Genomic DNA, 21,547 nt, shown 5'->3' with positions numbered 1-21,547 from the left:
AGCCTTGGGCATTGGGCATTGGGCATTGGGCATTGAGCATTGGAGGCAGAGCCTGGAAAGTTATTGGTAAAACAAATAATCAATAACAAATAATAACTGTCAACTGTCAACTGTCAACTGTCAACTGTCAACTGACTTCTTAACTTATGAAAATTCCAACTTTTGTATTAGCTTCAGCTTCTCCAGCGCGCCGCCGCCTGCTAGAAAATGCCGGCATTCAAGCTGTGATTTGCCCCAGCGACTTTGATGAAGGGCAAATACAAATGAAAGATGCCACTAATTTAGTGCAGGTTTTAGCAGAGGGAAAAGCTGAGGCTGTAGCTAAGTTTTTACTGGCTAATTCTCACCCCCAAATCCCCAATCCCAAAGCGTGTTTGGTGTTGGGATGTGATTCAATTTTGCTCATAGATGGCGAAATTCACGGCAAACCCAAGGATGCGGAAGAAGCAATCTCGCGCTGGCAGAAAATGCGCGGTAAGGTGGGCGAACTGTATACGGGTCATGCTTTGATTGATACTAGATTCGATGACTTTGATCAGGCAAAGTCGCGATCGAGCATTCGCTGTCAAGTTACAAAAGTTTATTTTGCGGAAGTTACGTCGCGCCAAATAAAGGCTTACGTCGCTACCGGAGAACCCCTCGCCTGTGCAGGCTGTTTTGCACTGGAAGGTAAAGGCGGCTTTTTTGTGGAACAAATCGAAGGATGTCACACAAATGTGATCGGTTTGAGCTTACCTTTGCTGCGGCAAATGCTCACCGAAATGGGATATGATGTGGCGGATTTCTGGCAATCTTAAATATTGTTGAATTTATGTCAGGAATCGAGAGGCAGAGCCTCGCTTATATGCCTTCCCAGGCAGAGCCTGGGAACGAGGATTGAGAGCCTTGTTGTTATGGAATGGGCGTTTCGCCCGTCCGTGCTATGCAAATTAGCCTTGGCCACCAGTTGGTAATTATCCTAGAGCGATCGTCCCGTCAGACACAGAGGTAAACTGAAGTTGACTCGGCGAAACCTCCTTCACCAAAGCCAAGATATTGCCGCTGCTAGCTTCCCGAATCACCGTCGCCTTAGTATTTAAAATTCTAAAATCAGCAGTGCGAGGAATTCCCGGAGGAAAAGGCCCGCTGCTGTCATAATCTCTGGCATCACCAATTGTTAAAAACCTTTCGCTCAAAACAATATCATCTCGCGTCAATCCAGACGCCAATCCAATTACATCACCTTCAGCCGGATTGTAATCGAGAATAAAATCGGCAGGCACTTCATCGACATCAAAATTGCCACTAGGAGGCGGTTGAAGCGAACCAATTTCTCCCGAAGTGGCTCCCACTTCTGTGCGAAGGACAAACAAATCTGCACCTTCACTTCCCCAAAGTCTATCAATTCCAGCATCACCGATTATAGTATCATTTCCACTCTCTCCTACTAAAGCATCATTCCCTTTACCGCCGCGAATAAAGTCATTTGCCGTGCCTCCATAAACGTAGTCATTATCTTGATCTCCGCTGACAAAATCGCTGCCACATTCTCCATAAAGAATGTCAAAATCTTGGCCGCCGCGAATAGTATCGCTGCCGCAACCTCCGATTAAAGTATCTGTGCCGCTGTTACCGTTCATCAGTTCCGCACCACCGGAACCTCTGACAAAATCGTTACCAGCTAAGGCCCGCAAACCTCCGGGAGTATTCCGCAGAATTCCATTTGCTAATTGAAATGCGTCGTCATTGGGAGTTAAGTCAAAAAAGTTGGGGTCGCTGCCTGGATTTGGCAATGGCCCTGTGAGTAATGTGATGTTTGGGGGATCAGCAATAATTGGATCTGAATTTTCAGCTAATGCTCTAATTTCTCCGAGATTTGTTTCTAACATCCTAATTTTCTCCTTTTTTGATTGACTTTGTTGACATTCTGATTTTAACAAAGGTTTCAATTAATAAATCTGCGGGAATCTGGGGTTAAAACAATCAAATTACTGTCAAAATTGCCGGAGACCCTTTTTCAACAAGCCGAGGTTATTGACAGCAATCTGCTCGTCCAAATCCGCAAATATTTTGAACTGTGCACCAATAATTCTGGGGATCGCGTACTCTATTACCCGTCAGCAGTCAGCGTGGGAAAACCCAGAGACTGCTAATTGTCATGAAACCTTGAGTTAAGTCAGGAATAATTAATATGCTAGACACTGCGATCGAATCTATTCAAGCCAGAGAAATCCTCGACTCCCGCGGCCGCCCCACCATTGAAGCTGAAGTTTACCTAGCTAACGGTGTTGTCGGACTCGCCCAAGTCCCCAGCGGCGCGTCTACAGGCTCTTTTGAAGCCCACGAACTCCGCGACGACGACAAAAGCCGTTATGGTGGCAAAGGAGTCCTAAAAGCCGTCGCTAACGTCGAACACAAAATTGCCCCCGCTTTGGCTAATCTAGATGCGATCGACCAAGCACTGGTAGACAAAACCATGATTGACTTGGACGGTTCCCCGAACAAATCCCACCTCGGCGCAAATGCCATTCTCGGAGTCTCCTTAGCCACAGCAAAGGCGGCCGCCGAGACTTTAGGACTCCCCCTTTACCGCTACTTGGGCGGGCCCTTGGCGAACGTTTTACCCGTGCCTTTGATGAACGTGATCAACGGGGGCTCTCACGCTAACAATAATGTGGACATTCAAGAATTTATGATTGTCCCTGTGGGTGCGCCTTCTTTTAAAGAAGCTTTACGCTGGGGTGCAGAGGTATTTGAATCCTTGAGTAAAGTCTTAAAAGCTGAGGGTTTGCTGACTGGTGTGGGTGATGAAGGCGGTTTTGCGCCTAATCTTAAATCCAATCAAGCAGCTTTGGATTTGTTGATTGCAGCTATTGAAAAAGCTGGCTACAAACCGGGTGAACAAGTTGCTTTGGCTTTGGATGTTGCTGCTAGCGAATTTTACAAAGATGGGCAGTACACTTACGACGGTGTGGCTCATTCGCCGGCAGAATTAATCGATTATTTGGATGGTTTGGTGAGTCAATATCCCATTGTTTCCATTGAAGATGGTTTGCATGAAGACGATTGGGAAAGTTGGGTAGCGCTGACGCAGAAAATGGGCAGCAAAGTTCAGTTGGTGGGTGACGATTTGTTTGTTACTAATCGCACGCGGCTGCAAAAAGGAATTGATTTGAAAGCTAGCAATTCGATTTTGATTAAGCTGAATCAAATTGGTTCTTTGACAGAGACTTTGGATACGATCGACCTGGGCAAACGGAACAGCTATCGATCGATCATCAGCCACCGTTCTGGTGAAACTGAGGATACCACAATTGCCGATTTAGCCGTAGCGACTCGCGCCGGCCAAATCAAGACTGGTTCTTTGTGTCGCAGCGAACGAGTTGCCAAATACAACCGTTTGTTACGGATTGAGGATGAATTGGGCGATCGGGCAATTTATGCAGGATCGATCGGTTACGGGCCAAAATAACACTTGGTAATCTAAAATTTTCGTTCCCAGGCTTTACCCCTTGGTGAGAACTTAACTCAAACCGATCGTCTCTCTTGTTGGTATCGAAGTCTAGATCCCCCCTAACCCCCCTTCATAAGGGGAGTAGGGGGTGGGACAAGAAATCTTCTCAAAGTCAACCCCTACTCCCCTTATTAAGGGGGATTTAGGGGGATCTAGACTCGACTAAAAGCGACATTTATTCCAGTTAAATCTGGATATTACCGATCCTCAATTAAGGATAGAAAGCCAATTGTGGCAAACCCAAAGTTTCTTCCCAGCCCATCATCAAGTTCATGCACTGGATGCCTTGGCCGGCTTGTCCCTTAATTAAATTGTCGATCGCCGACAGCACAATCACCCTGTCAGTACGCGGATCGACTTCCACACCGATGTAACACAGATTTGTGCCACAAGCCCATTTTGTTTGCGGATAAACTCCAGCAGGTAACACTTTTACCCAAGGAGAATTGCGGTAAAAAGCGCTGAAAATTGTGATTAAATCTTCCCGCACCAAACCCGGATCGCGCAAAGTTGCGTACACAGTCGCCAGAATTCCCCGCACCATCGGAATTAGGTGGGGAGTAAACTGAACTTTAATATCGTGTCCCGCTAAATCGCTGCAAATTTGCTCGATTTCTGGCGTGTGGCGGTGGCGGCCAACGCCGTAAGCCCCCAGAGAACCCTCTGCTTCAGCCAACAAGAGATTAACTTCGGCTTTGCGGCCCCCTCCCGAAGCACCGGATTTGGCGTCGATAATTGCTGTTTCTGGCACGATGAGACCTTGTTTGAGCAAAGGTGCCAGGGCTAATAAACTAGCAGTGACGTAGCAGCCGGCACAGCCTACTAACTGAGCGTTTTTAATGCGATCGCGATACAATTCTGGCAAACCGTAAACAGCCGTGGCAGCTAAAGCAGAGTCCGATCGCTCGCCGCCGTACCAAGCTTTGTAAGTGTCGAGATTTTCAAATCTGTAATCAGCCGACAAATCCAAGACTTTGCAGCCTTTTTCTATCAGCGTCGGTGCCATTTTGCAAGCTAAACCGTTCGGCAGCGACAGAAACACAACTTCGCATTTTGCCGCTATTTTGTCTAGGTCGATCGCCTCGACTGTCAAATCAATGCAGTTAGTCAGATGCGGATAAAGGCTGGAATAAGGTTTTCCTGCACTGCTATCCCCGCCCAAATAAACTACTTCAGCCGCCGGGTGATCCGCCAGCAGTCGCACAAGTTGCACGCCGCCGTACCCTGAAGCGCCGATAATTCCTACAGGCACACGTCCAACATCTCCCATTTTCCTTTATCCCCTCAGCCGTTGAAGTCAAAAACGCTTGAACTTTTGCTGCATTGTAGTACCAAACGTCAACTTTGGTGGCAAAGAATTGTGTTGTTTTGTTTTGGAGGTGCATTTTTGTTAATTTTCGGCTGTTTGACACCGCCCAAAACCCATACAAAGGCCTGGAGATCCCAAAATTTTAGACCAAAGTTCCATCTTCCAGATTCACTGCGCTGCAAGTAAATCTAAAATCTAAGATCTAAAATCTAAAATCGACTGACCGATCGCCAAAACCCTAAAATTAACAAACTGATGTGCGATCGTGCTATAAAAAAACTTACCTTAACCCATCCACAAACCGGAGATTAACATTTTTCCCTCTTGCCTCTTGTCTCTTGCTTCCTGTATCCTGCCTCTTCCCTCTTCTTTCTTCCTACCATGGGCATCCTTGTAGAAAACGTATCAAAACAGTTTGGCAGTTTCCAAGCACTCGATCGAGTCAGCTTAGAAATCGAATCCGGTTCCCTAGTCGCATTGCTGGGCCCGTCTGGTTCCGGCAAATCCACCCTGCTGCGACTGATTGCCGGTTTAGAAATGCCCGACTCCGGCAAAATCTGGCTGACAGGGCAAGATGCCACAAATACTAGCGTCCAAGACCGCAAAATAGGGTTCGTGTTTCAGCACTACGCGCTATTCAAGCACATGACAGTGCGAAAAAACATCGCTTTCGGGATGCAAATTCAGAAAACACCGCCCGCGAAAGTCAAATCGCGGGTAGAAGAATTGTTGAATTTAGTGCAATTGGCAGGATTGGGCGATAGATACCCGTCGCAACTTTCAGGAGGCCAGCGGCAGCGGGTGGCCCTCGCCAGAGCCCTGGCTGTGGAACCGAAAGTGTTACTGCTAGACGAACCTTTTGGAGCTCTCGATGCCAAAGTTCGCAAAGATTTGCGCGCTTGGTTGCGGCGACTGCACGACGAAGTTCACGTTACCACAGTCTTCGTGACGCACGACCAAGAAGAAGCGATGGAAGTTGCCGATCGAATTACAGTAATGAATAAAGGTAAAATCGAACAAGTCGGCACACCCGCAGAAATTTACGACCATCCCGCTAGTGCCTTCGTAATGAGTTTTATCGGGCCAGTCAATGTATTGCCCAGTAGTTCCAGAATGTTTCAAGACAACGGCTTTGACTCAGCCAACCCAGAGATTTTCTTGCGCCCTCACGACGTAGTAATTGAAACTACAGAAAATAGTGCAACAGTGCCTGCAAGAATCAGTCGCTTGATTCATTTGGGATGGGAAATTCAGGTAGAATTAACCTTAGATGACGGTCAAGTAGTAAACGCTAATTTGACTAGAGAAAGATTCGATAGCTTGAACTTGCAGCCCCAGCAAAGAGTGTTCGTAAAGCCGAAAGATGCCAAGTCCTTTCCACTTTTTTATTCCATCTAAGGATCGCGAATTAAATAACTTACAATTTTAATTGTTATTGTGGGATGGGCGTCGGGCCCGTCCAAAAAGGACGGGCGAGACGCCCATCCCACAAACTTGTAGAAGTTATTTAATTCTCATTCCTAAGATCGATTGTGAAAACTCAAGCTAAATTTAGATTGGATAGGGCCTTTCCAAGGATGTGGCGCGGTGCAGTGTCTCTACAAAAAAAATCTAGGGACACGGCACCGCGCCGTGTCCCTAATCTTTGATACTGACAACTGTCCGCTGACTACTGCGCGCTGAGTTAGTCTTTAATTTTGCTGACAGCTTTTTTGACTTGTTGCTCAAAGGATGTAGCTTCTGTATTGGAAGGATTTTTCATTTTTTCAATGTCAGCGTCTCCCTGAACTTCGTTGGGTCCTTTGCTGGCTTTTTCTTGAGTTTCTTCCAAGGACATTGGTTTTTTCAGTACAGCTTCTTGAGATTCTTTTTCAATTCCTAAAAGTTGGTCTTCACCTTTTGTGGGGCTGCTAGTAACTGCAAAAGCCGGGAAAGCATTAGAAACAAACATCAAAGCACAAAAACAAACAGCTATTAAACTGCGGACTAAACGCTTGGCAGGGAAGTTAAAGCTGATAAAAGACATACAAAATTTCTCCGTTTTTAGAAGTTTTGATCGCTAAGATTGTTAACAGGCTGAAGCTCACTCATATTCTGCACAATCTTTAACTCAAGTTTGATAAAAGCAACCGTTGCTTTCTTTCAAATTGAGCTAATATATAATATTTAGCTGAAAAAGCTGGTATTTGAAATCCTTCTCAGGGAATATTTCTAGTTGACTGGCGTCGATCGCCCCAAGAGATTTATGTAGAAGGCACTTGTGTAGAATCAAAAAAATTCTCTATAAGTGCCTTCGGATGCGCCTCACATAGCAGTATCAATGTCAGTAACTGGTTTTATCGTGGGGTGGGGGCGGATTTATTTAGCCTCTTTGCAAGGTGAGAGGGCGCTTGAGTGAACCCGCAGGGCGGTTTGTTGAAAATGTTGCAAGATATGAGATGCGCCCGACTATCCACTGACTAATGACTAATAACTAATGGCTGCTGCTGTCGCACGGGAACTTGACATTTGGCTAGATAAGTTTTAATTTCTCCTACACTGAGTTGCCCGTAATGCAGCAGGGAAGCCAGCAGTGCAGCTTCTGCTTTGCCCTCAGTCACGGCTTCGTAGATGTGGTGGCAGTTGCCGGCGCCGCCGGAAGCAATGACGGGAATTTCGACCATTTCGGCAATGCTGCGAGTTAATTCCAAATCGTAACCGGCTTGAGTGCCGTCCGAGTCCATGCTTGTCACCAGAATTTCGCCGGCGCCGCGCTGTTCGGCTTCCTTTGCCCAGGCGATCGCATCTTTTCCGGTATTTTCTCGCCCTCCGCGCACGTAAACGTCCCAACCAGGATGATCTGCGTCTTGCCGTTTGCGAGCGTCGATCGCCACTACAATGCACTGATTACCAAATCGATCGCTAGCTCTGTCAATTAAACTCGGATCGCGCACCGCCGCCGAATTAATACTCACCTTATCAGCGCCCGCCCTCAACAAACTTTTAATTGTGTCTAAGGATTGGATGCCGCCGCCCACCGTCAAAGGGATAAATACGCGATCGGCCGTTCGATACACCACATCGATCATAATATTCCGGTCTTCGTGAGTCGCCGTAATGTCCAGAAACACCAACTCGTCAGCACCGGCATCGTTGTAAACCTGAGCCATTTCTACCGGATCGCCAGCATCCTGAAGGTTGACAAAATTGACACCTTTGACCACGCGACCGGCTTTCACATCCAAACAAGGCAAAATTCTTTTCGACAACATAAAATTCTCGTATTTCCAACTTATTGACCGCCGCAGCGAGGAAAAGGCTTTGTTGATATCTTCAAAAACCAGAAGTTAAGCAACAAATCTTAAAGATACCTTGTGTTTAACAATTCTCGATCGGAGCCGGAGAGCCATTTTTCAGTTTTTTTATGCCCCCTTAGCATAAATAAAACTGGGATCGCAGTGGGAGCCGTGACATTAGGTAGAATATTGGTAGATAGTTATATTTTCAGCAAAAAAGCACCAAATTTAACTCCCCAGATAGAACTGTGGGGTGAAAAATATGACAATTTCGCTTATGATCGAACCATAACTACCTTTGCTGGCGATCGAATTGTGGTTCGGCAATCCTGTATGGTTTGGTGCATCGACGATCGACTAAACAATTTTAGATTTGAGAACGGCCGATTTGAGGTTTTTTAGCAGCAATCTCAGTCATAAGCCGCGCGGTAAAGTTAAAATTTAAAGTTTAAAACCTCAAACCGGTTGACTTGATGTCGTTTTTAGGGCTGTGGTGACTTTGCAAGCCAATCCACATTTGGTACTTCGTACAGAGAAAAGCGGCAATCGCTACTTGCCGCTCTCCGGCAGCAATTGCTGGACAGTAGGGCGGAGCGATGACAATAATTTTGTACTGACCGATCGCTGGATTTCCCGTAATCACGCGATGTTACAGCAAATGGAGACAGGAGAGTTCTACCTAATCGACTTGGGCAGCCGCAATGGTTCCTTTGTCAACGGGCGGCGGGTCAGTATTCCTGTCACTCTCAGAAATGGCGATCGGATTATTTTCGGTCAAACCGAATTGGACTTCTACAACCCAACCGCCGGGCACCGACACGATCCAATACACGAGACAGACTCTGAAGATTTTACGGCGACTTTGACGGTGCGTAGCCTGATTAGCGTCATGGTAATGGACATCCGAGACTTTACAGTTTTGACTAGGCAGCTAGACGAAACCCTCCTCTCGGAAGTCATCGGCAATTGGTTCCGCAAAGCAGGACAGATCATTCGCGAACACGGCAGTTGGGTGGACAAATACATCGGCGATGCCATCATGGCCGTCTGGTTCCACAAAACCAGCGGTGTCAGCAGCGAGGAAATGATGCGGATTTGCCAAGCTTTGAGCGAACTGCACAAGGCAACAGACGAACTCAGCAGCCGTTACCCGCTGCCTTTTCCTTTGCGAGTCGGGGCCGGCATCAATACTGGTTATGCAATGGTGGGAAATTCTGGCAGCAGCGACCGATCGGACTATACTGCCTTGGGAGATACTGTAAACGCAGCATTTCGCCTGGAATCTTGCACCAAGCAACTCGGCAAGGATATCGCTGTGGGAGAAACTACCTACAAATATCTGACGCAATTGGGGGCCCAGGGCGCTTTCGAGCAGCACACCGTTGCTTTAAAGGGTTACGACACTCCCACCGTGACTTACGGCGGTACTTATGCTGACTTGAACGCTTTTCTCAAAACGAAAGGAAAAAGTTCTCCATAGCTAGAAAATGGGGTGCAGGGCAAAAATTAACCGCTTTAAAAAACCTAGGCCAACCTGGGTAAGCTCAGCGGTATAAGTTTGAAACGTTCTTTCTTAGCGCCTACGCTTCCTCGACATCGAGGTTGACCAAGAAACTCCAGTTAGAAACGGTATAATAATCACAGCGACGTGATATTACACCGGAACGTTTGATTTTTTTATTCAGTTGGTTCCACTCGCTCCAAACGTGCTTTTCCGAGTTCACCTCAGAATAGGCGGTTAAGGAGCGAGGTATTTTTTCACTTAGTCGCATAGCTCGGCGAGCAATCACCAGCGCGGCAGATTCGTCGCTAGCTAAGCCATACATTCTCAGATATTTTACCAAGCCGATAATGCTCGAATATGCTGGGTTAACTGTAATTAACTCAACTCCACGATTCGACAAAATAGGATTGAGTTGCTTGTAAAATTCACTGTACGCCCAACTCGACAACATTCGAGAATATTTTCTACCTTTCTCTCCTAAAGATTCCTTTTTTGTGGAGAAATCAAGTTCTTCACAAACTACGGGGCATTCAAATTCCGCAGCCTTTGCTGCTAGTTGCAGGCAAACTTTAACAATTTGAGCCTGTTGCTTGCCGTTCGGCAATCCCATCTGCAATGGAATCTGCCCTTTGGCTTTGAGGTTTCCTTGAAGATCAACATAAGCCCACCCAATAGAACCGGGATTCATATCGATACCGATACAACCGTACATCCTACTTCTAGAAACTTGATTAACAGGATTTGGGGTAAACTGCACAGCAATAACCCACTTTCCGTTTTTGCGGTAGAAGTGCCAGGTATACGCCCCGCATTCTGGCAGCCTATTTATCTTGCGATTGAAATCACCGACCTCGGAAGATACAGTTTTCCCGAATCGCGACTCCAAGCATTTGGGGACTCTAAAAGTTATTTTATTTCCATTCCACTGAGAGACTTGATTGCCGAAAGATTCATCCTTGGAACCGACAAAAAAGATATCGCCGTAAGGGACGAAGACTTTGAATGGCTTAGTTTTTAAGTATTCGAGTCTATTCGTTAGTAGGGTTAGTCTACGTTTCTTGTTGTGTATTTGAAATCGTACATTCTGCCAATTAGTGGATTTGTTATCGAGCGAACAGGCGATAGGGAAATTGCAGCCCGTCTTTGAGTTATGCCATTTTTTCTTGGCATAAAATTTACGAGCCAATACTAATTTGCGCTCCGCTTTCTTGAGCCATACGCTAAGAGACTTAATCTTTCCTTCAAGAGTTTTTATGTGTAAAATCCTATGCTCTTTGCCCGCGTCTACACGACCTTTGGCAGAACTAATTACACCGTTTGCGTGACGTTTATTGATGCCGTAGGTTTGCTGTAAGTGCGTGTTCCACTCGGACTTCTTGAATTCCGCATTCAAGAGTAAGTGGTTGACTGTTTCAATGCTTGCAGCCCTGAAGATTGGGGCGTAAGCTTCCAAGAACATCTCAAAATCTGTAAATCCAATCTCGTTAAGTTCATCTGCCGGTGTGGGCAAGCCTTTGCAGTACGTTATGGTAGCCATTGATTCGACCTCTCAATGCGGTTGTATCTTAGTAGATTAATCGCTTTCCAGAGATTTTGCAAGTTTTTCGATAAGTTTTTTATTTGGGCTCGACCTAGAGCCGTACAGTCGAGCAGAAAATACGGTAATAATTTCTAAAACGTCGCTGGCCAGGTCTTCTTCAAAGGTTGTGTCTTCTTTTTTGTTCAAAATTACCACTTCTACTTCGTGATATTCGCAGAGTGAAAAAATAAGTTCACATCCAAACCTTAGTAGCCTATCTTTGTGGGTAATTACAAGTCGAACCACTTCGCCGTCTAAGATGGTAGAGATTAGCTTTGTTAGTCCTTTTTTGCGGTAATTCATTCCACTACCTAAATCTCTAATGACTTCATATTCCCAGCCAAAAGACTGACAGTAGCCAGACAAGACAGCATCCTGTCTGTCAAGATCGGCTTTTTGATCGTGACTGGAGACTCTGGCATAAGCAAGTGTCTTTCCTGTTTTTTGTTCAACAAAGTCGGAAAGACGATATCGCCTGTGTCCGCCATCTGTCCGCACGGACTCTAGTTTTCCCTCTTTTTCCCAGCGTCGTATTGTGTCAACGCTGACCGCCTTGAGTTCTGCCAATTCACCAATGCTAATCAGTCTGTTCATTAATTTACCGAGAATCTGGTTCCTAAATCCTAGGTAAATCTAGGTAAATTGTCAACTGCCGTTAACCCCTTAAAATCGCAGTCCGAGTTTTTAATTTGGAGTGCCTTTTATAAACTTGCCTGCGATGCTAAAAAGTCAGCTAATATCATATATAACCTGCGTTGTCAATACCCCAATGGAAAGTTTATAACAGCCCTCTACCTATTGCGGATTTATCTGAAAAACTGCATAAGCAAAATGGTAGTCTCTACATAAATGCTGTGTATGAAATTGGGAGACAAAACTTCATGAAACGATTGGGTCGTCTATTGGCAGTATTGGGCTTAGTGCTGGGCTGCTTTGCATGGGCTGGAGACCAAAGCGCGATCGCGGCGTCATTAAGCCGTATCGTCTTGCCATCCTCCTCGCTCCTAGCTGTTGAAGCTCCGGCTAGAACCAATCGCGCTGATGAGAAGCTTGCCACAGAATACGGCAAAAAACTTGATTTGAACAACAGCGCCGTCCGGGACTTTCGGGAATTTCGAGGGTTGTATCCCACTTTAGCTCGACTAATTATTAAGAATGCTCCTTACGAAAATGTTGAGGACGTACTCAATATTTCAGACTTGACGGATGCTCAGAAAAAAGTGCTGCAAGCTAACATGGACAAATTCACCGTAACTGATGTTGAATCAGTCTTTATTGAAGGAGACAACCGGTTGAATAATGGTCTATACGACTAGGTAGCAGCGGGTCTCATTTGAAGTCAGAAGTCATTGGGCAGAAGGCAAACGGCCGAAAGAAAAGATTTTTTTCTATAGGCTGATGACTTCTGCCTTTAATTTCTCAAGACTTACTTTCAACCACCATTGGGCAAAAGGCGACCAAAATTCGCTAGATTGAAATAAGCGGGTTCCCCTGATTCATCTAAAATCTAAAATCTAAAATCTAAAATCTAAAATCTAAAATCCCTTGACTGACATTAGTTCAAGTCCCCAGATTCATCTGTAGACTCAATTCTAAAATCTAAAATCTAAAATCTAAAATTGACTGGCGGCAGACTTATGACTGACAAATTTGACGTATTGGTAATAGGTGCTGGCGCGGCGGGTTTGTACACAGCACTTTGCCTGCCAGAGCATTTACAGGTGGGCTTGATCAATAAAAATACCCTACCTGTTTCTGCAAGCGATTGGGCTCAAGGAGGGATTGCCGCAGCGATCGCCCCTGAAGATTCCGCAGCGCTGCACGTTCAAGATACACTGGCTGCAGGAGCCGGTCTTTGCGATTTGGATGCGGTGAAATTTTTAGTCGAGGAAGCTGGTGCTTGCATTGACTCCCTGGTGAAAATGGGCGTTGCATTCGATCGCACCGGCCCTGATTTAGCCCTCACCCTAGAAGCCGCCCACTCCCGCCGCCGAGTGCTCCACGCCGCCGACACTACGGGCAAAGCCGTGATCAGTACGCTGACAGCAAAAGTATTAAGCCGCAAAAACATTCAACTCGTATCTCCTGCCTTTGCTTTGAGTCTGTGGCTAGACAAAACCGGGCGCTGTCAGGGGATTAGCTCGATTTGTGGCTCACAAGTCAAGTGGCTGCAGGCCAAAGCCGTGGTGCTGGCGACAGGCGGCGGCGGACAGGTTTTTGCTCAAACGACCAATCCGTCGGTAAGTACCGGGGACGGGGTGGCAATTGCGTGGCGCGCCGGGGCGCTGCTGCGAGACTTAGAATTTGTGCAGTTTCACCCGACGGCGCTGAGCACAGCGGGCGCGCCTCGGTTTCTGATTAGCGAAGCGGTACGGGGAGAAGGAGCTCATTTGGTTGACAGTAAGGGATATCGCTTTGCTTTTGACTCTCACCCCAGCGGGGAACTCGCCCCTAGGGATGTTGTCAGTCGCGCTATTTTCCGCCACTTGCAGAAGACGGGGGAACCTCATGTTTGGCTGGATTTGCGCCCGATTGCGGTCGATCGACTGCGCTACAGGTTTCCGAATATTATTCAAGTGTGCGCTGATTGGGGAATTGATATTTTTTCCGAACCGGTGCCGGTGACGCCCGCAGCCCATTACTGGATGGGAGGAATTGTCGCTGACAAGTTTAACCAAACTTCGATTCCGGGTTTGTACGCGGTGGGAGAAACTGCGAGCACGGGGGTACACGGCGCTAATCGGTTGGCGAGCAATTCGCTGCTGGAATGTCTGGTTTTTGGGGCGCAGATGGGACTTTTGCAGCTAGAAGGTGGAACGCCGGAGGCATTCGCCGATCAGTTCGAGGCGCGGGAAATCTTGGAAAAATCGATTTCTGAAAAGGATATTGAGGCGATCGAAAGGTTGCGGGTCGAATTGCCGAATTTGGTGTGGCAGAGTGCGGGAATTTGCCGGGGACAGCGGGATTTGGAAAGGGCGATCGTCCAACTTGAGATTTGGCGGCAAGAATTTGCTTCGTTGCCTTTGAGTCAAACTTTGCTGAAGTTGCGGCCTGGACAAATTATTGATTTTTCCCCTGCTGAGGCCCAGAATAGCTCAATTTTGCGAAATTGGGGAGAAGTTGGGAATTTATTGGATATCGGCTATTTAATTGTCAAAAGTGCTGCGTTTCGCACCGAAAGTCGCGGCGGTCACTACCGGGTGGACTATCCTCTCACAGATCCGGATTGGTGCAGCCATACTTTAATTCACCAATCCCATTGGTACAAATCTCCGCGCATAGAAGATTGAAAATTTATTGAAAATTTGGGGTCAGCGCGTTCCCGTACCGTCACTTTCGGGGTTCCCGTTCGGGGTTGGTTCGTATTGTTGAGGATTTCCCAACCTAGAGGTTGGTGTAACTGTCCAAACTCTGGGGCTCTCGCCCGTGCTACGGGCTTTTGTGAAATTGCTAGTTGAGTTGCTGGCAAGTCGAGCCGCATTTGCGGTGCCGACTACATTCACTTGCAGGCAGGCCGCCAGGGTTGCCGTTGTTGTGAGCTGAATCAAAGTACGCATAGTATTCACAGCCTTATTCAAATCACCGCAATAGATCCCCGTCTGTACCACCTATTATATCTATCAATTTCCGTATTTCCACTGATATGTTTACATTTACTTTAATTAATTTTCGTAAGTTTACATAATTTTTTTTACATTAAGGCTTTTGGGGATTGGAATTTGGTTTGATGTTGTGATTTATTTTAATATTTTGTAACATTTAGATGAGACGGCAAGTTGCTCTCATAAGTTTTATATTTGGCTAAATCTATCTAATGACAGATGACAAATTACAGGATTTTAATTTAGGTGACTTTAGATTTGAGATTTTACTACTTTGGACATTTTTTTGAACGGTTTCAAAAAGCTTAGAAGCCTTACAGTTTAAGGATCGAGCTATTTTTTTAAGTTAGCTGCACAGGGGACGCCTGAAATAATATCTCCCTCACAGCCCAATTAGGGTTTGAGGCCTAAAAATTGCTCTAAATGTGTCTGAAATAATTGAGATTTTAGATAAAAAATTGAATAATTACAAATGACTTATCAAGATTGGGGTGGGGACTTTACCTACAGTTGCATTATGTTTTTAACTGCTCTTAATTAATAAAAGTGATATTGATTTTTCCCCCGTTCCTTAGCACGATACATCGCAACATCGGCATTCTTAACTAAAATCTCTGGCTCTTGACCGTCAATGGGATATAAACTAATGCCAATACTTGTAGTTACAGAAACTGTATGTTCTTCTAAAATAAAAGGCTGCATGATGGCGTCGCAAATTTTTTCCGCTACTTTCGCAGCTTCCTCGCGACCTGGAATTGCGGGCAAAATGACTGTGAACTCGTCGCCGCCCAACCGCGAGATTGTATCGCTACCGCGCAAGCATTTTTTGAGCCGACTGGCAACTGTTTTTAAGAGTAAATCGCCCACATTGTGTCCGAGAGAGTCGTTGATTGATTTAAATCCATCTAAATCTAAAAAGAGTAAAGCTACCAATTCCTGAGTGCTGGAGGCTATTTCTAGAGACCGATACAAGCATTCGTAGAACATTTGGCGGTTGGGCAAGCCGGTAAGAGCATCATGATAAGCTTGGTGGCTGAGTTCAGCATTTTTTTGTTCTAGGGCATTTGCCCGGAGTTGGCGCTCGGTAATATCTCTAATTGCTCCGACTAAAAAGAGATTGCCTGCAGCATCTTTATGTAGGGATCTTTTAGTCGCAATCAGATGCGTAATTCCGTTAGCGTCAGTAAAATATTCTTCATTTTCTCGCGGCTGGTGAGTTTGAAATACTAATTCGTCTTGCTGCCAAAATATCTCGGCTTCGGCTTGGGGAAATAAATCGTAATCGGTTCGGCAAGTTAAAATTTCTAAAGGATAGCCAATAAACCGACAATATGCCTGATTCAAAACTACGCAGCGGTGAGATCGATCTTTGACAAAAATGGGGTCGGGAATTGTATCGATTAGCGATTGTAAAAATTCTTTAGACCGTTTTAATTCTTCTTGCAAGTGCGCCAGATAACCCACAACTGCGGCACCAGAACCCACAATACTGAGGATTGGAGGAATTAACGGTAGCCACCAACCTGCTAAAAACACCAAGTATAAACTCGCACTCAGACCTAGACAGATACTTAATAAACAATAAGCCGATCGACCAAGCGATCGCAAATTCCAACTCACATTTGCTCCCGCCCAAGACCACAGCAAAATCCACAGCAACTCCGCAGCCTCTGGCCAGACATTGATACCCCCGCGCCCGTCGAGAGCTGCACTCAAAATTTGGCTCAAAAAATGAGCCTGAAGCTCGACTCCCGGTATTTGCTGGGGAGGACCAAACCAACCGGAACTGTAAGAATTTTGGTAAAAGTCTTTGAGGCTGGGGGCATTGGAGCCGATCAAGACAACGCGCGATCGTACAAAATCAGCAGGTACTTTGCCAGAAAGCACATCGCCCATCGATGCAGTGCGAAAACTGCCTCGCGGGCCGCGCAGGTTGGTCAAAATTTGATAGCCACGGCTGTCCGATCGAACGTAAGCACCGTCATTCGGTTGAAAAGGCCGAAAAACCCCCTTGCCTAACTGCAAGTATGTAGGATTGACTCTTGCTGGTTGAGGCGAAATTCCTTCGCTTTTGAGGTAAAGCAAAGCCAGTCTGAGTGCGAAACTTTGATGAGTTTTGCCGTCTCCGGGCCAAGCGTAGAGCAAAGTTCGCCGCACTTTTGAGTCAGCGTCGATGACAACGTTGTTGAAACCGATTCGATCTAGCTTGTCAAGTACCGGAGGCGGGCGAACTCCCAACCTGGTTTCGTCTGGCATCAACTCAATGCCGATTAAGTTGGGAATAGTTTTAAAAGTTTTGAGCAATTCGGCGTTACCCGGTTGAGTTGGCAAATCTCGGTAAATGTCGAGGCCGATCGCCCGTGGCTTGCCAGCGTGCAATTTTTGCAGCAATTGGGCCAAGACAGCATCCGAAATTGGGTAGCCGTATTTTTGCAAGTCAGCTTCCTTAATTTCTACAATGACGATGCGCGAGTCAATTGGTTCGGCCGGCCGCCAGCGCACAAATTGGTCGAAAGCAGCCCATTCCCACACCTGAAAACATCCGAACCAGCGCATTACAATCACCGTACTAGCAACGGCACTCGCAGTAATCAATACTCGGTGTTCTCGATCGACCCATTTTTTGATAGTTTCTAGCATATTTTGGGGATTTGGGCCTCGCCCTGTGAGCTTCTAAACTACTACTAGGTATAGGTTTTACATCTCCGGGGCGAGTCGATTTTAGATTTTAGATTTTAGATTTTAGATTATCCAATTTTTTGGTTTTTCGGTGCGATCGAGTAGATTTTAGATTTTAAATTTTAGATTATCCAATTTTTTGGTTTTTCGGTGCGATCGAGTCGATTTTAGATGTTAGATTATCCAATTTTTTGGTTTTTCGGTGCGATCGGGCTGCAAGAGCAGAAACCGGATTTCGCCACCAAAATATGTCGTTTCAACAATAATTCTGGAAGCAGAAACCCGGTTTCTGGCGTTTTTGTGTAAAAGTTCTAGTATTTATTCGCTGCTCTAAATACTAGAGAGCCACAAATTGTTTTAAACTTTTTCGTTCTAACTAATTTTTACTATTTTTTTATTGATTATAGATGCGAGATTTTAGATTAATTTCGCCGCACTAGCCCACGATAAACTAAGTTAAAAATCACGATATTTCCGGCCAATCAATCTAAAATCTGTCATCTATAATCTCAAACTTTCCTGTTACTTTTGAAAGTTGCGGGGGCCCGTGTAACCCGATAAATCAGCGAGTTTATCCAAAGATTGTGTCCCCGCATAAAACTGACCATTAATCTCCCAAGTCGGGAAACCTTTAACATTCGCAGCAGCAGCTTGGCAAATTTCAGCGCGGGAATTTTGCCCCCTGGGATCGCATTCAAAATAATCAATTATTTTGGCTGCTTCTTTGCCGAACAGCATTTTTTGGTCGTGGCAGTGGGGACACCAGTAAGCGCCGTACTCTTTAGCGCCGATTTGTCGGAGGTGGCGGGCCAAAGCAATTTCGGCAGGGCCGGAGGTTGTAGTGACGGCAGGGGGTGCAATTCCGGGGGTAGAGACAATAGGAGGAGGTGACTTGACGCTGTTATAAAGTCCCAAGGCGCCGATCGAACTCACCATTGCCACCAAAATGCCTGTAAACACCAACTGCCCGATATCTTCCCACTCGCGCCCGACTAGCACCAGCACAAACAGCGACAGCGCAAATAAGGCAGAAGTGACGCAGTAAATGCACAGATCCTGAATTTCAAAAGCCATCAAATACATCAAATAGCTGCTGAAAATTACCATCGCAGCGGTGATGATAAATAGCGCTTGCCAAGTGTTTTTTTCTAGTTGAGAGTGCAGTCCTTTATTTGTGGCGGGATTTACAGCTTTGGGAGCCAATGCCAGGATTGCTATGCTCAGGTAAGCCAGACAGCCTAACAAACTTAAAGGCACTGTGCCAAAGACTGTGGCGTAGGGACTGTTAAGAACTTTGTCGCAGCCGCTGGTGGGACAAATGACCGAGCCATTCGTGAATTTAGCGATCGTGAGATAGGCCGTTTCTACGACGCCTATGGCTGCGATCGCTGCCATCACAGTCCTCGACCAGCGATGAATCCAAGGGGTTGAACGTCGGCGAATCATTTTTTGATTTAGTAATTTGGGAATTGGGAATTGTTGACTGTTGACTGTTGACTGTTGACTGTTAATTGTTAACTAATGACTGATAACTGATGACTACTGACTACTGCCAACTGCCAACTGACTACTGCCAACAGTCAACAGTCAACAATTCCTATTTTACGTTTTACTTGTGACTTTGCCCGGTTCCGGTGTTGGCCCTCTTGAGCCATTAGCATCTCTATTTTCCTGTTCGGGCTCTTTCTGTGACAAGCTGCGACGGGCAGCTTCTACAAACTGACTGACGCGGATCGGATCGATGGGCTGCTCGATGCGGCCGTTTCGCTTCAGGGAACTCGATACGATTACGCCGTCAGCGGCCTGCATGAGGGTGGAAATGTTTTCCCACGAGGCGCCGCTGCCGATGAAAACTGGAATTCCCGCCGCTGCAGCACTCGCGAGTTCTAAGTCTTCGAGATTGGGAGGGCTACCAGTTGTCCAGCCGGAAAGGATTACGGCGTCGGCTAAAGCTCGCCCGATCGTCTCTTGGACGGCTGTGGTCAAGTTGGGGCTGCCTAGGGGGCGCCCGTGCTTGACTAACACGTCTGCTAATATTTTGACATCGCTGCCCAATTCCCGGCGGTAGCGCAGTAGCTGGTGAGCTTGGCCTTCTATTAAGCCTTGGTCTGTAGCCATGATGCCGTTGAGGACGTTGACGCGGATGAATTGAGCTCCTGTGCAGGAGGCGATGGCGATCGCGCTGTGGGCGTCGTTTCGCAGCACGTTAACGCCGATCGGCAGCGTCACGAGATTTGTTAGCCTCTCGACTACTAGAGTCATGGCACTTACCACAGCCGGATCTACGCTGTCTTTGGCAAAAGGAGCGTCGAAAAAGTTCTCGACAATGATACCGTTTGCGCCACCAGAAGCCAGCGCTGTAGCCTCTTGCTCGGCTCTTCCGATAATAGCTTTGAGGTTCCCGCCCCAGCGGGGAGAAGTTGGCAAAGGCTGTAAATGTACGACACCGATTATGGGATTCGGCGTTTTGAATATTTGTTTTAAGTCCACGGATTTTCCTGAAACCACCAAGTTCGCTGACGGCTGACGGCGGATGAGTCACGGTATATTCTAGAATTCTATAGCAAATATGCTGAGAACCCCGTGTCTTTAGACCGGGGATGAAAGCTAGAGGCAGGCTTTAGCCTGCAAGTTACCTTACATTGCTTTGCTTGTCGTTAACTCTACAAAATGCTACTCTATTTTGTAGATCCAGGGAAAACGAGCAATGTTAAACCTTAGTTACGAGTACAAATTGAAGCCAACCGCAGAGCAAGCTCAAGAAATTGAGCGGGTTCTAACGGTTTGTCGCAAGGTTTGGAACTACGCTTTGCGGGAACGCAAGGACTGGATCAACTCTCGTAAATGTGCGGTCAATGCTTGCTCGATTTCTAAGGAATACATCATTCCGCTTGATGCAGCTTACCCAAATTATTTCCAGCAAAGCAAATCATTGACAGAAGCAAAAGAGCAAATCCCAGAGCTAAAAACTGTGAACGCTCAAGTACTCCAACAAATCTTAAGACGACTGGAGACAGCTTTTGTGGATATGCAGCGCAAAGGAATGGGTTTCCCAAGGTTTAAAAACCAGTATCGGATGAGGTCGTTTGTATTCCCCCAAATGCTTAAAAATTGCATCCAAGGGAATTCGATTAAGCTTCCCCAACTGGGTCAAGTGGAGTTCATTAAGTCTAGGGAGATACCAGACGGATTTGTAATCAAGCAAGCTCGGATAGTTCGCAAGGCTTCAGGGTATTTTGTCGTGATGTCACTGAGGTGTGATGTTAACGTGCCCGACCCTGTAGCATCGGGAAATCCAATAGGGCTCGATCTTGGTTTGGATCAATTCTTGGCAACATCTGATGGTGAAGTAGTTAAACGTCCCAAGTTTTTGAAGACCAAACATCGCAAGCTGAAATTGCTGCAACGTCGGTTAAAGAACAAGAAAAAAGGGTCTAACAACCGCCACAAGCTAAACAGAAAGATAGCTAGACATCATCAGCATATTGCCGACACCCGCAAAGATTGGCATTTTAAGCAAGCTAATCATATTTGTGACCAGGCCGGAATGGTATTCGTCGAAGATATCGATTTCAGGGTTTGGGCTAAAGGGATGTTTTGCAAGCATACGCTAGATGCTGGGTTTGCCCAATTCGTGTCAATACTGCAATGGGTTTGCTGGAAACGAGGCGTATATTTTGGCAAGGTGAATAAAGATTACACCTCGCAGGTATGCCCTCAATGCGATACGCACACAGGTAAAAAGGAGCTTAAAGAAAGACTCCACCAATGCCCTGAGTGTGGTTACACGACGCATAGAGACGTAGCAGCAGCTCAAGTTATCCGCAATCGCGGATTGTCTGAGGAGGGACGCTTCTTGGACATTAAAGAAAATGCTTGTGGAGACGGTCTGACGGGGACTGGCAACGGTCTAGTTAAGAGTCGCGGAAGCAAGAAGAAGAAAGCTTGAGGGTGTGGCTTGGGCCCACCCTCAAGCAGCCTTTAAGAATCCCCGCGCTGGTCTGCCGGGGAGTACGTCAAATCCACGGGGGCGATTCGGATGACTCGATCGCGCGGTCAGGTCGGTAAAAGCCCGAAGCCATGCCATTTTAGATTTTAGATTTTAG

General features: G+C 46.4%; 18 protein-coding genes. 8 read left to right on the top strand and 10 right to left on the bottom strand.

Features of this window, described 5'->3' with window-relative positions; translation table 11 throughout:
* The first annotated feature begins 146 nt into the window (after window positions 1–146).
* Window positions 147–797, top strand: coding sequence for a nucleoside triphosphate pyrophosphatase (locus tag QUB24_RS07730; protein ID WP_333152122.1), 651 nt, complete (start codon window positions 147–149; stop codon window positions 795–797).
* A 156-nt stretch (window positions 798–953) separates the two neighbouring features.
* Here the strand turns inward: QUB24_RS07730 and QUB24_RS07725 are convergent, their stop codons facing one another.
* Window positions 954–1,868, bottom strand: a complete 915-nt coding sequence (locus tag QUB24_RS07725; RefSeq protein WP_333152119.1) for a calcium-binding protein — start codon at window positions 1,866–1,868, stop codon at window positions 954–956.
* A 302-nt stretch (window positions 1,869–2,170) separates the two neighbouring features.
* Between QUB24_RS07725 and eno the strand changes: the two genes are divergently transcribed.
* Window positions 2,171–3,451, top strand: coding sequence for a phosphopyruvate hydratase (gene eno / locus QUB24_RS07720; protein WP_445300389.1), 1,281 nt, complete (start codon window positions 2,171–2,173; stop codon window positions 3,449–3,451).
* Window positions 3,452–3,704: 253 nt separating this feature from the next.
* On the opposite strand, the gene argC is transcribed toward eno, so the two are convergent.
* A complete protein-coding gene (gene argC, locus QUB24_RS07715) occupies window positions 3,705–4,763 on the bottom strand; it encodes an N-acetyl-gamma-glutamyl-phosphate reductase (RefSeq protein ID WP_333152117.1) in 1,059 nt (352 codons plus the stop codon).
* A gap of 420 nt (window positions 4,764–5,183) precedes the next feature.
* Here argC and QUB24_RS07710 point away from each other — a divergent pair, with 420 nt between their 5' ends.
* Window positions 5,184–6,200: a sulfate/molybdate ABC transporter ATP-binding protein gene (locus QUB24_RS07710; protein ID WP_333152115.1), complete on the top strand. Its 1,017-nt coding sequence runs from the start codon at window positions 5,184–5,186 to the stop codon at window positions 6,198–6,200.
* A gap of 286 nt (window positions 6,201–6,486) precedes the next feature.
* Here the strand turns inward: QUB24_RS07710 and QUB24_RS07705 are convergent, their stop codons facing one another.
* Together QUB24_RS07705 and hisF are read right to left on the bottom strand one after the other, a co-directional pair.
* Complete coding sequence (locus QUB24_RS07705; protein WP_333152112.1) at window positions 6,487–6,828, bottom strand: low temperature-induced protein; 342 nt, start codon at window positions 6,826–6,828, stop codon at window positions 6,487–6,489.
* Between the two features lie 433 nt (window positions 6,829–7,261).
* Entirely contained in the window at window positions 7,262–8,053 is a 792-nt protein-coding gene (gene hisF, locus QUB24_RS07700; RefSeq protein ID WP_333152110.1) for an imidazole glycerol phosphate synthase subunit HisF, read from the bottom strand.
* A 195-nt stretch (window positions 8,054–8,248) separates the two neighbouring features.
* Here hisF and QUB24_RS07695 point away from each other — a divergent pair, with 195 nt between their 5' ends.
* Window positions 8,249–8,479: a hypothetical protein gene (locus QUB24_RS07695; RefSeq protein WP_333152108.1), complete on the top strand. Its 231-nt coding sequence runs from the start codon at window positions 8,249–8,251 to the stop codon at window positions 8,477–8,479.
* 88 nt (window positions 8,480–8,567) lie between these two features.
* Entirely contained in the window at window positions 8,568–9,557 is a 990-nt protein-coding gene (locus tag QUB24_RS07690; RefSeq protein ID WP_333152106.1) for an adenylate/guanylate cyclase domain-containing protein, read from the top strand.
* A 100-nt stretch (window positions 9,558–9,657) separates the two neighbouring features.
* Here QUB24_RS07690 and QUB24_RS07685 read toward each other — a convergent pair whose 3' ends face one another.
* Both QUB24_RS07685 and QUB24_RS07680 read right to left on the bottom strand, forming a co-directional pair.
* The gene (locus QUB24_RS07685) at window positions 9,658–11,118 is read right to left on the bottom strand and encodes an IS200/IS605 family accessory protein TnpB-related protein (protein ID WP_333152104.1); all 1,461 of its coding nucleotides are present in this window, start codon (window positions 11,116–11,118) and stop codon (window positions 9,658–9,660) included.
* Window positions 11,119–11,154: 36 nt separating this feature from the next.
* Window positions 11,155–11,754 carry an IS607 family transposase gene (locus tag QUB24_RS07680; protein ID WP_333152102.1) on the bottom strand — a complete coding sequence of 200 codons (600 nt, stop codon included), beginning with the start codon at window positions 11,752–11,754 and terminating at the stop codon, window positions 11,155–11,157.
* Window positions 11,755–12,041: 287 nt separating this feature from the next.
* Between QUB24_RS07680 and psbU the strand changes: the two genes are divergently transcribed.
* Complete coding sequence (gene psbU / locus QUB24_RS07675; protein WP_006635850.1) at window positions 12,042–12,476, top strand: photosystem II complex extrinsic protein PsbU; 435 nt, start codon at window positions 12,042–12,044, stop codon at window positions 12,474–12,476.
* A gap of 321 nt (window positions 12,477–12,797) precedes the next feature.
* Window positions 12,798–14,450 carry an L-aspartate oxidase gene (gene nadB, locus QUB24_RS07670; RefSeq protein ID WP_333152100.1) on the top strand — a complete coding sequence of 551 codons (1,653 nt, stop codon included), beginning with the start codon at window positions 12,798–12,800 and terminating at the stop codon, window positions 14,448–14,450.
* 21 nt (window positions 14,451–14,471) lie between these two features.
* Here the strand turns inward: nadB and QUB24_RS07665 are convergent, their stop codons facing one another.
* From QUB24_RS07665 to btpA, 4 genes are all read right to left on the bottom strand, one after another.
* A complete protein-coding gene (locus QUB24_RS07665; RefSeq protein ID WP_333152098.1) occupies window positions 14,472–14,717 on the bottom strand; it encodes a hypothetical protein in 246 nt (81 codons plus the stop codon).
* Between the two features lie 582 nt (window positions 14,718–15,299).
* Window positions 15,300–17,402, bottom strand: a complete 2,103-nt coding sequence (locus QUB24_RS07660) for a CHASE2 domain-containing protein (protein ID WP_333152095.1) — start codon at window positions 17,400–17,402, stop codon at window positions 15,300–15,302.
* A gap of 561 nt (window positions 17,403–17,963) precedes the next feature.
* The gene (locus QUB24_RS07655; protein ID WP_333152094.1) at window positions 17,964–18,887 is read right to left on the bottom strand and encodes a vitamin K epoxide reductase family protein; all 924 of its coding nucleotides are present in this window, start codon (window positions 18,885–18,887) and stop codon (window positions 17,964–17,966) included.
* A gap of 156 nt (window positions 18,888–19,043) precedes the next feature.
* Window positions 19,044–19,931, bottom strand: coding sequence for a photosystem I biogenesis protein BtpA (btpA, locus tag QUB24_RS07650; RefSeq protein ID WP_333057464.1), 888 nt, complete (start codon window positions 19,929–19,931; stop codon window positions 19,044–19,046).
* Between the two features lie 217 nt (window positions 19,932–20,148).
* On the opposite strand from btpA, the gene QUB24_RS07645 reads away from it, so the two are divergent.
* Window positions 20,149–21,390, top strand: a complete 1,242-nt coding sequence (locus QUB24_RS07645; protein WP_333152092.1) for a transposase — start codon at window positions 20,149–20,151, stop codon at window positions 21,388–21,390.
* Window positions 21,391–21,547: the final 157 nt, after the last annotated feature.

The sequence above is a fragment of the Microcoleus sp. B9-D4 genome (assembly GCF_036705105.1).
GTDB lineage: Bacteria > Cyanobacteriota > Cyanobacteriia > Cyanobacteriales > Microcoleaceae > Microcoleus.
Note: the sequence above shows the minus strand (reverse complement) of the source record. Positions and strands in the feature narration are given on the sequence as shown.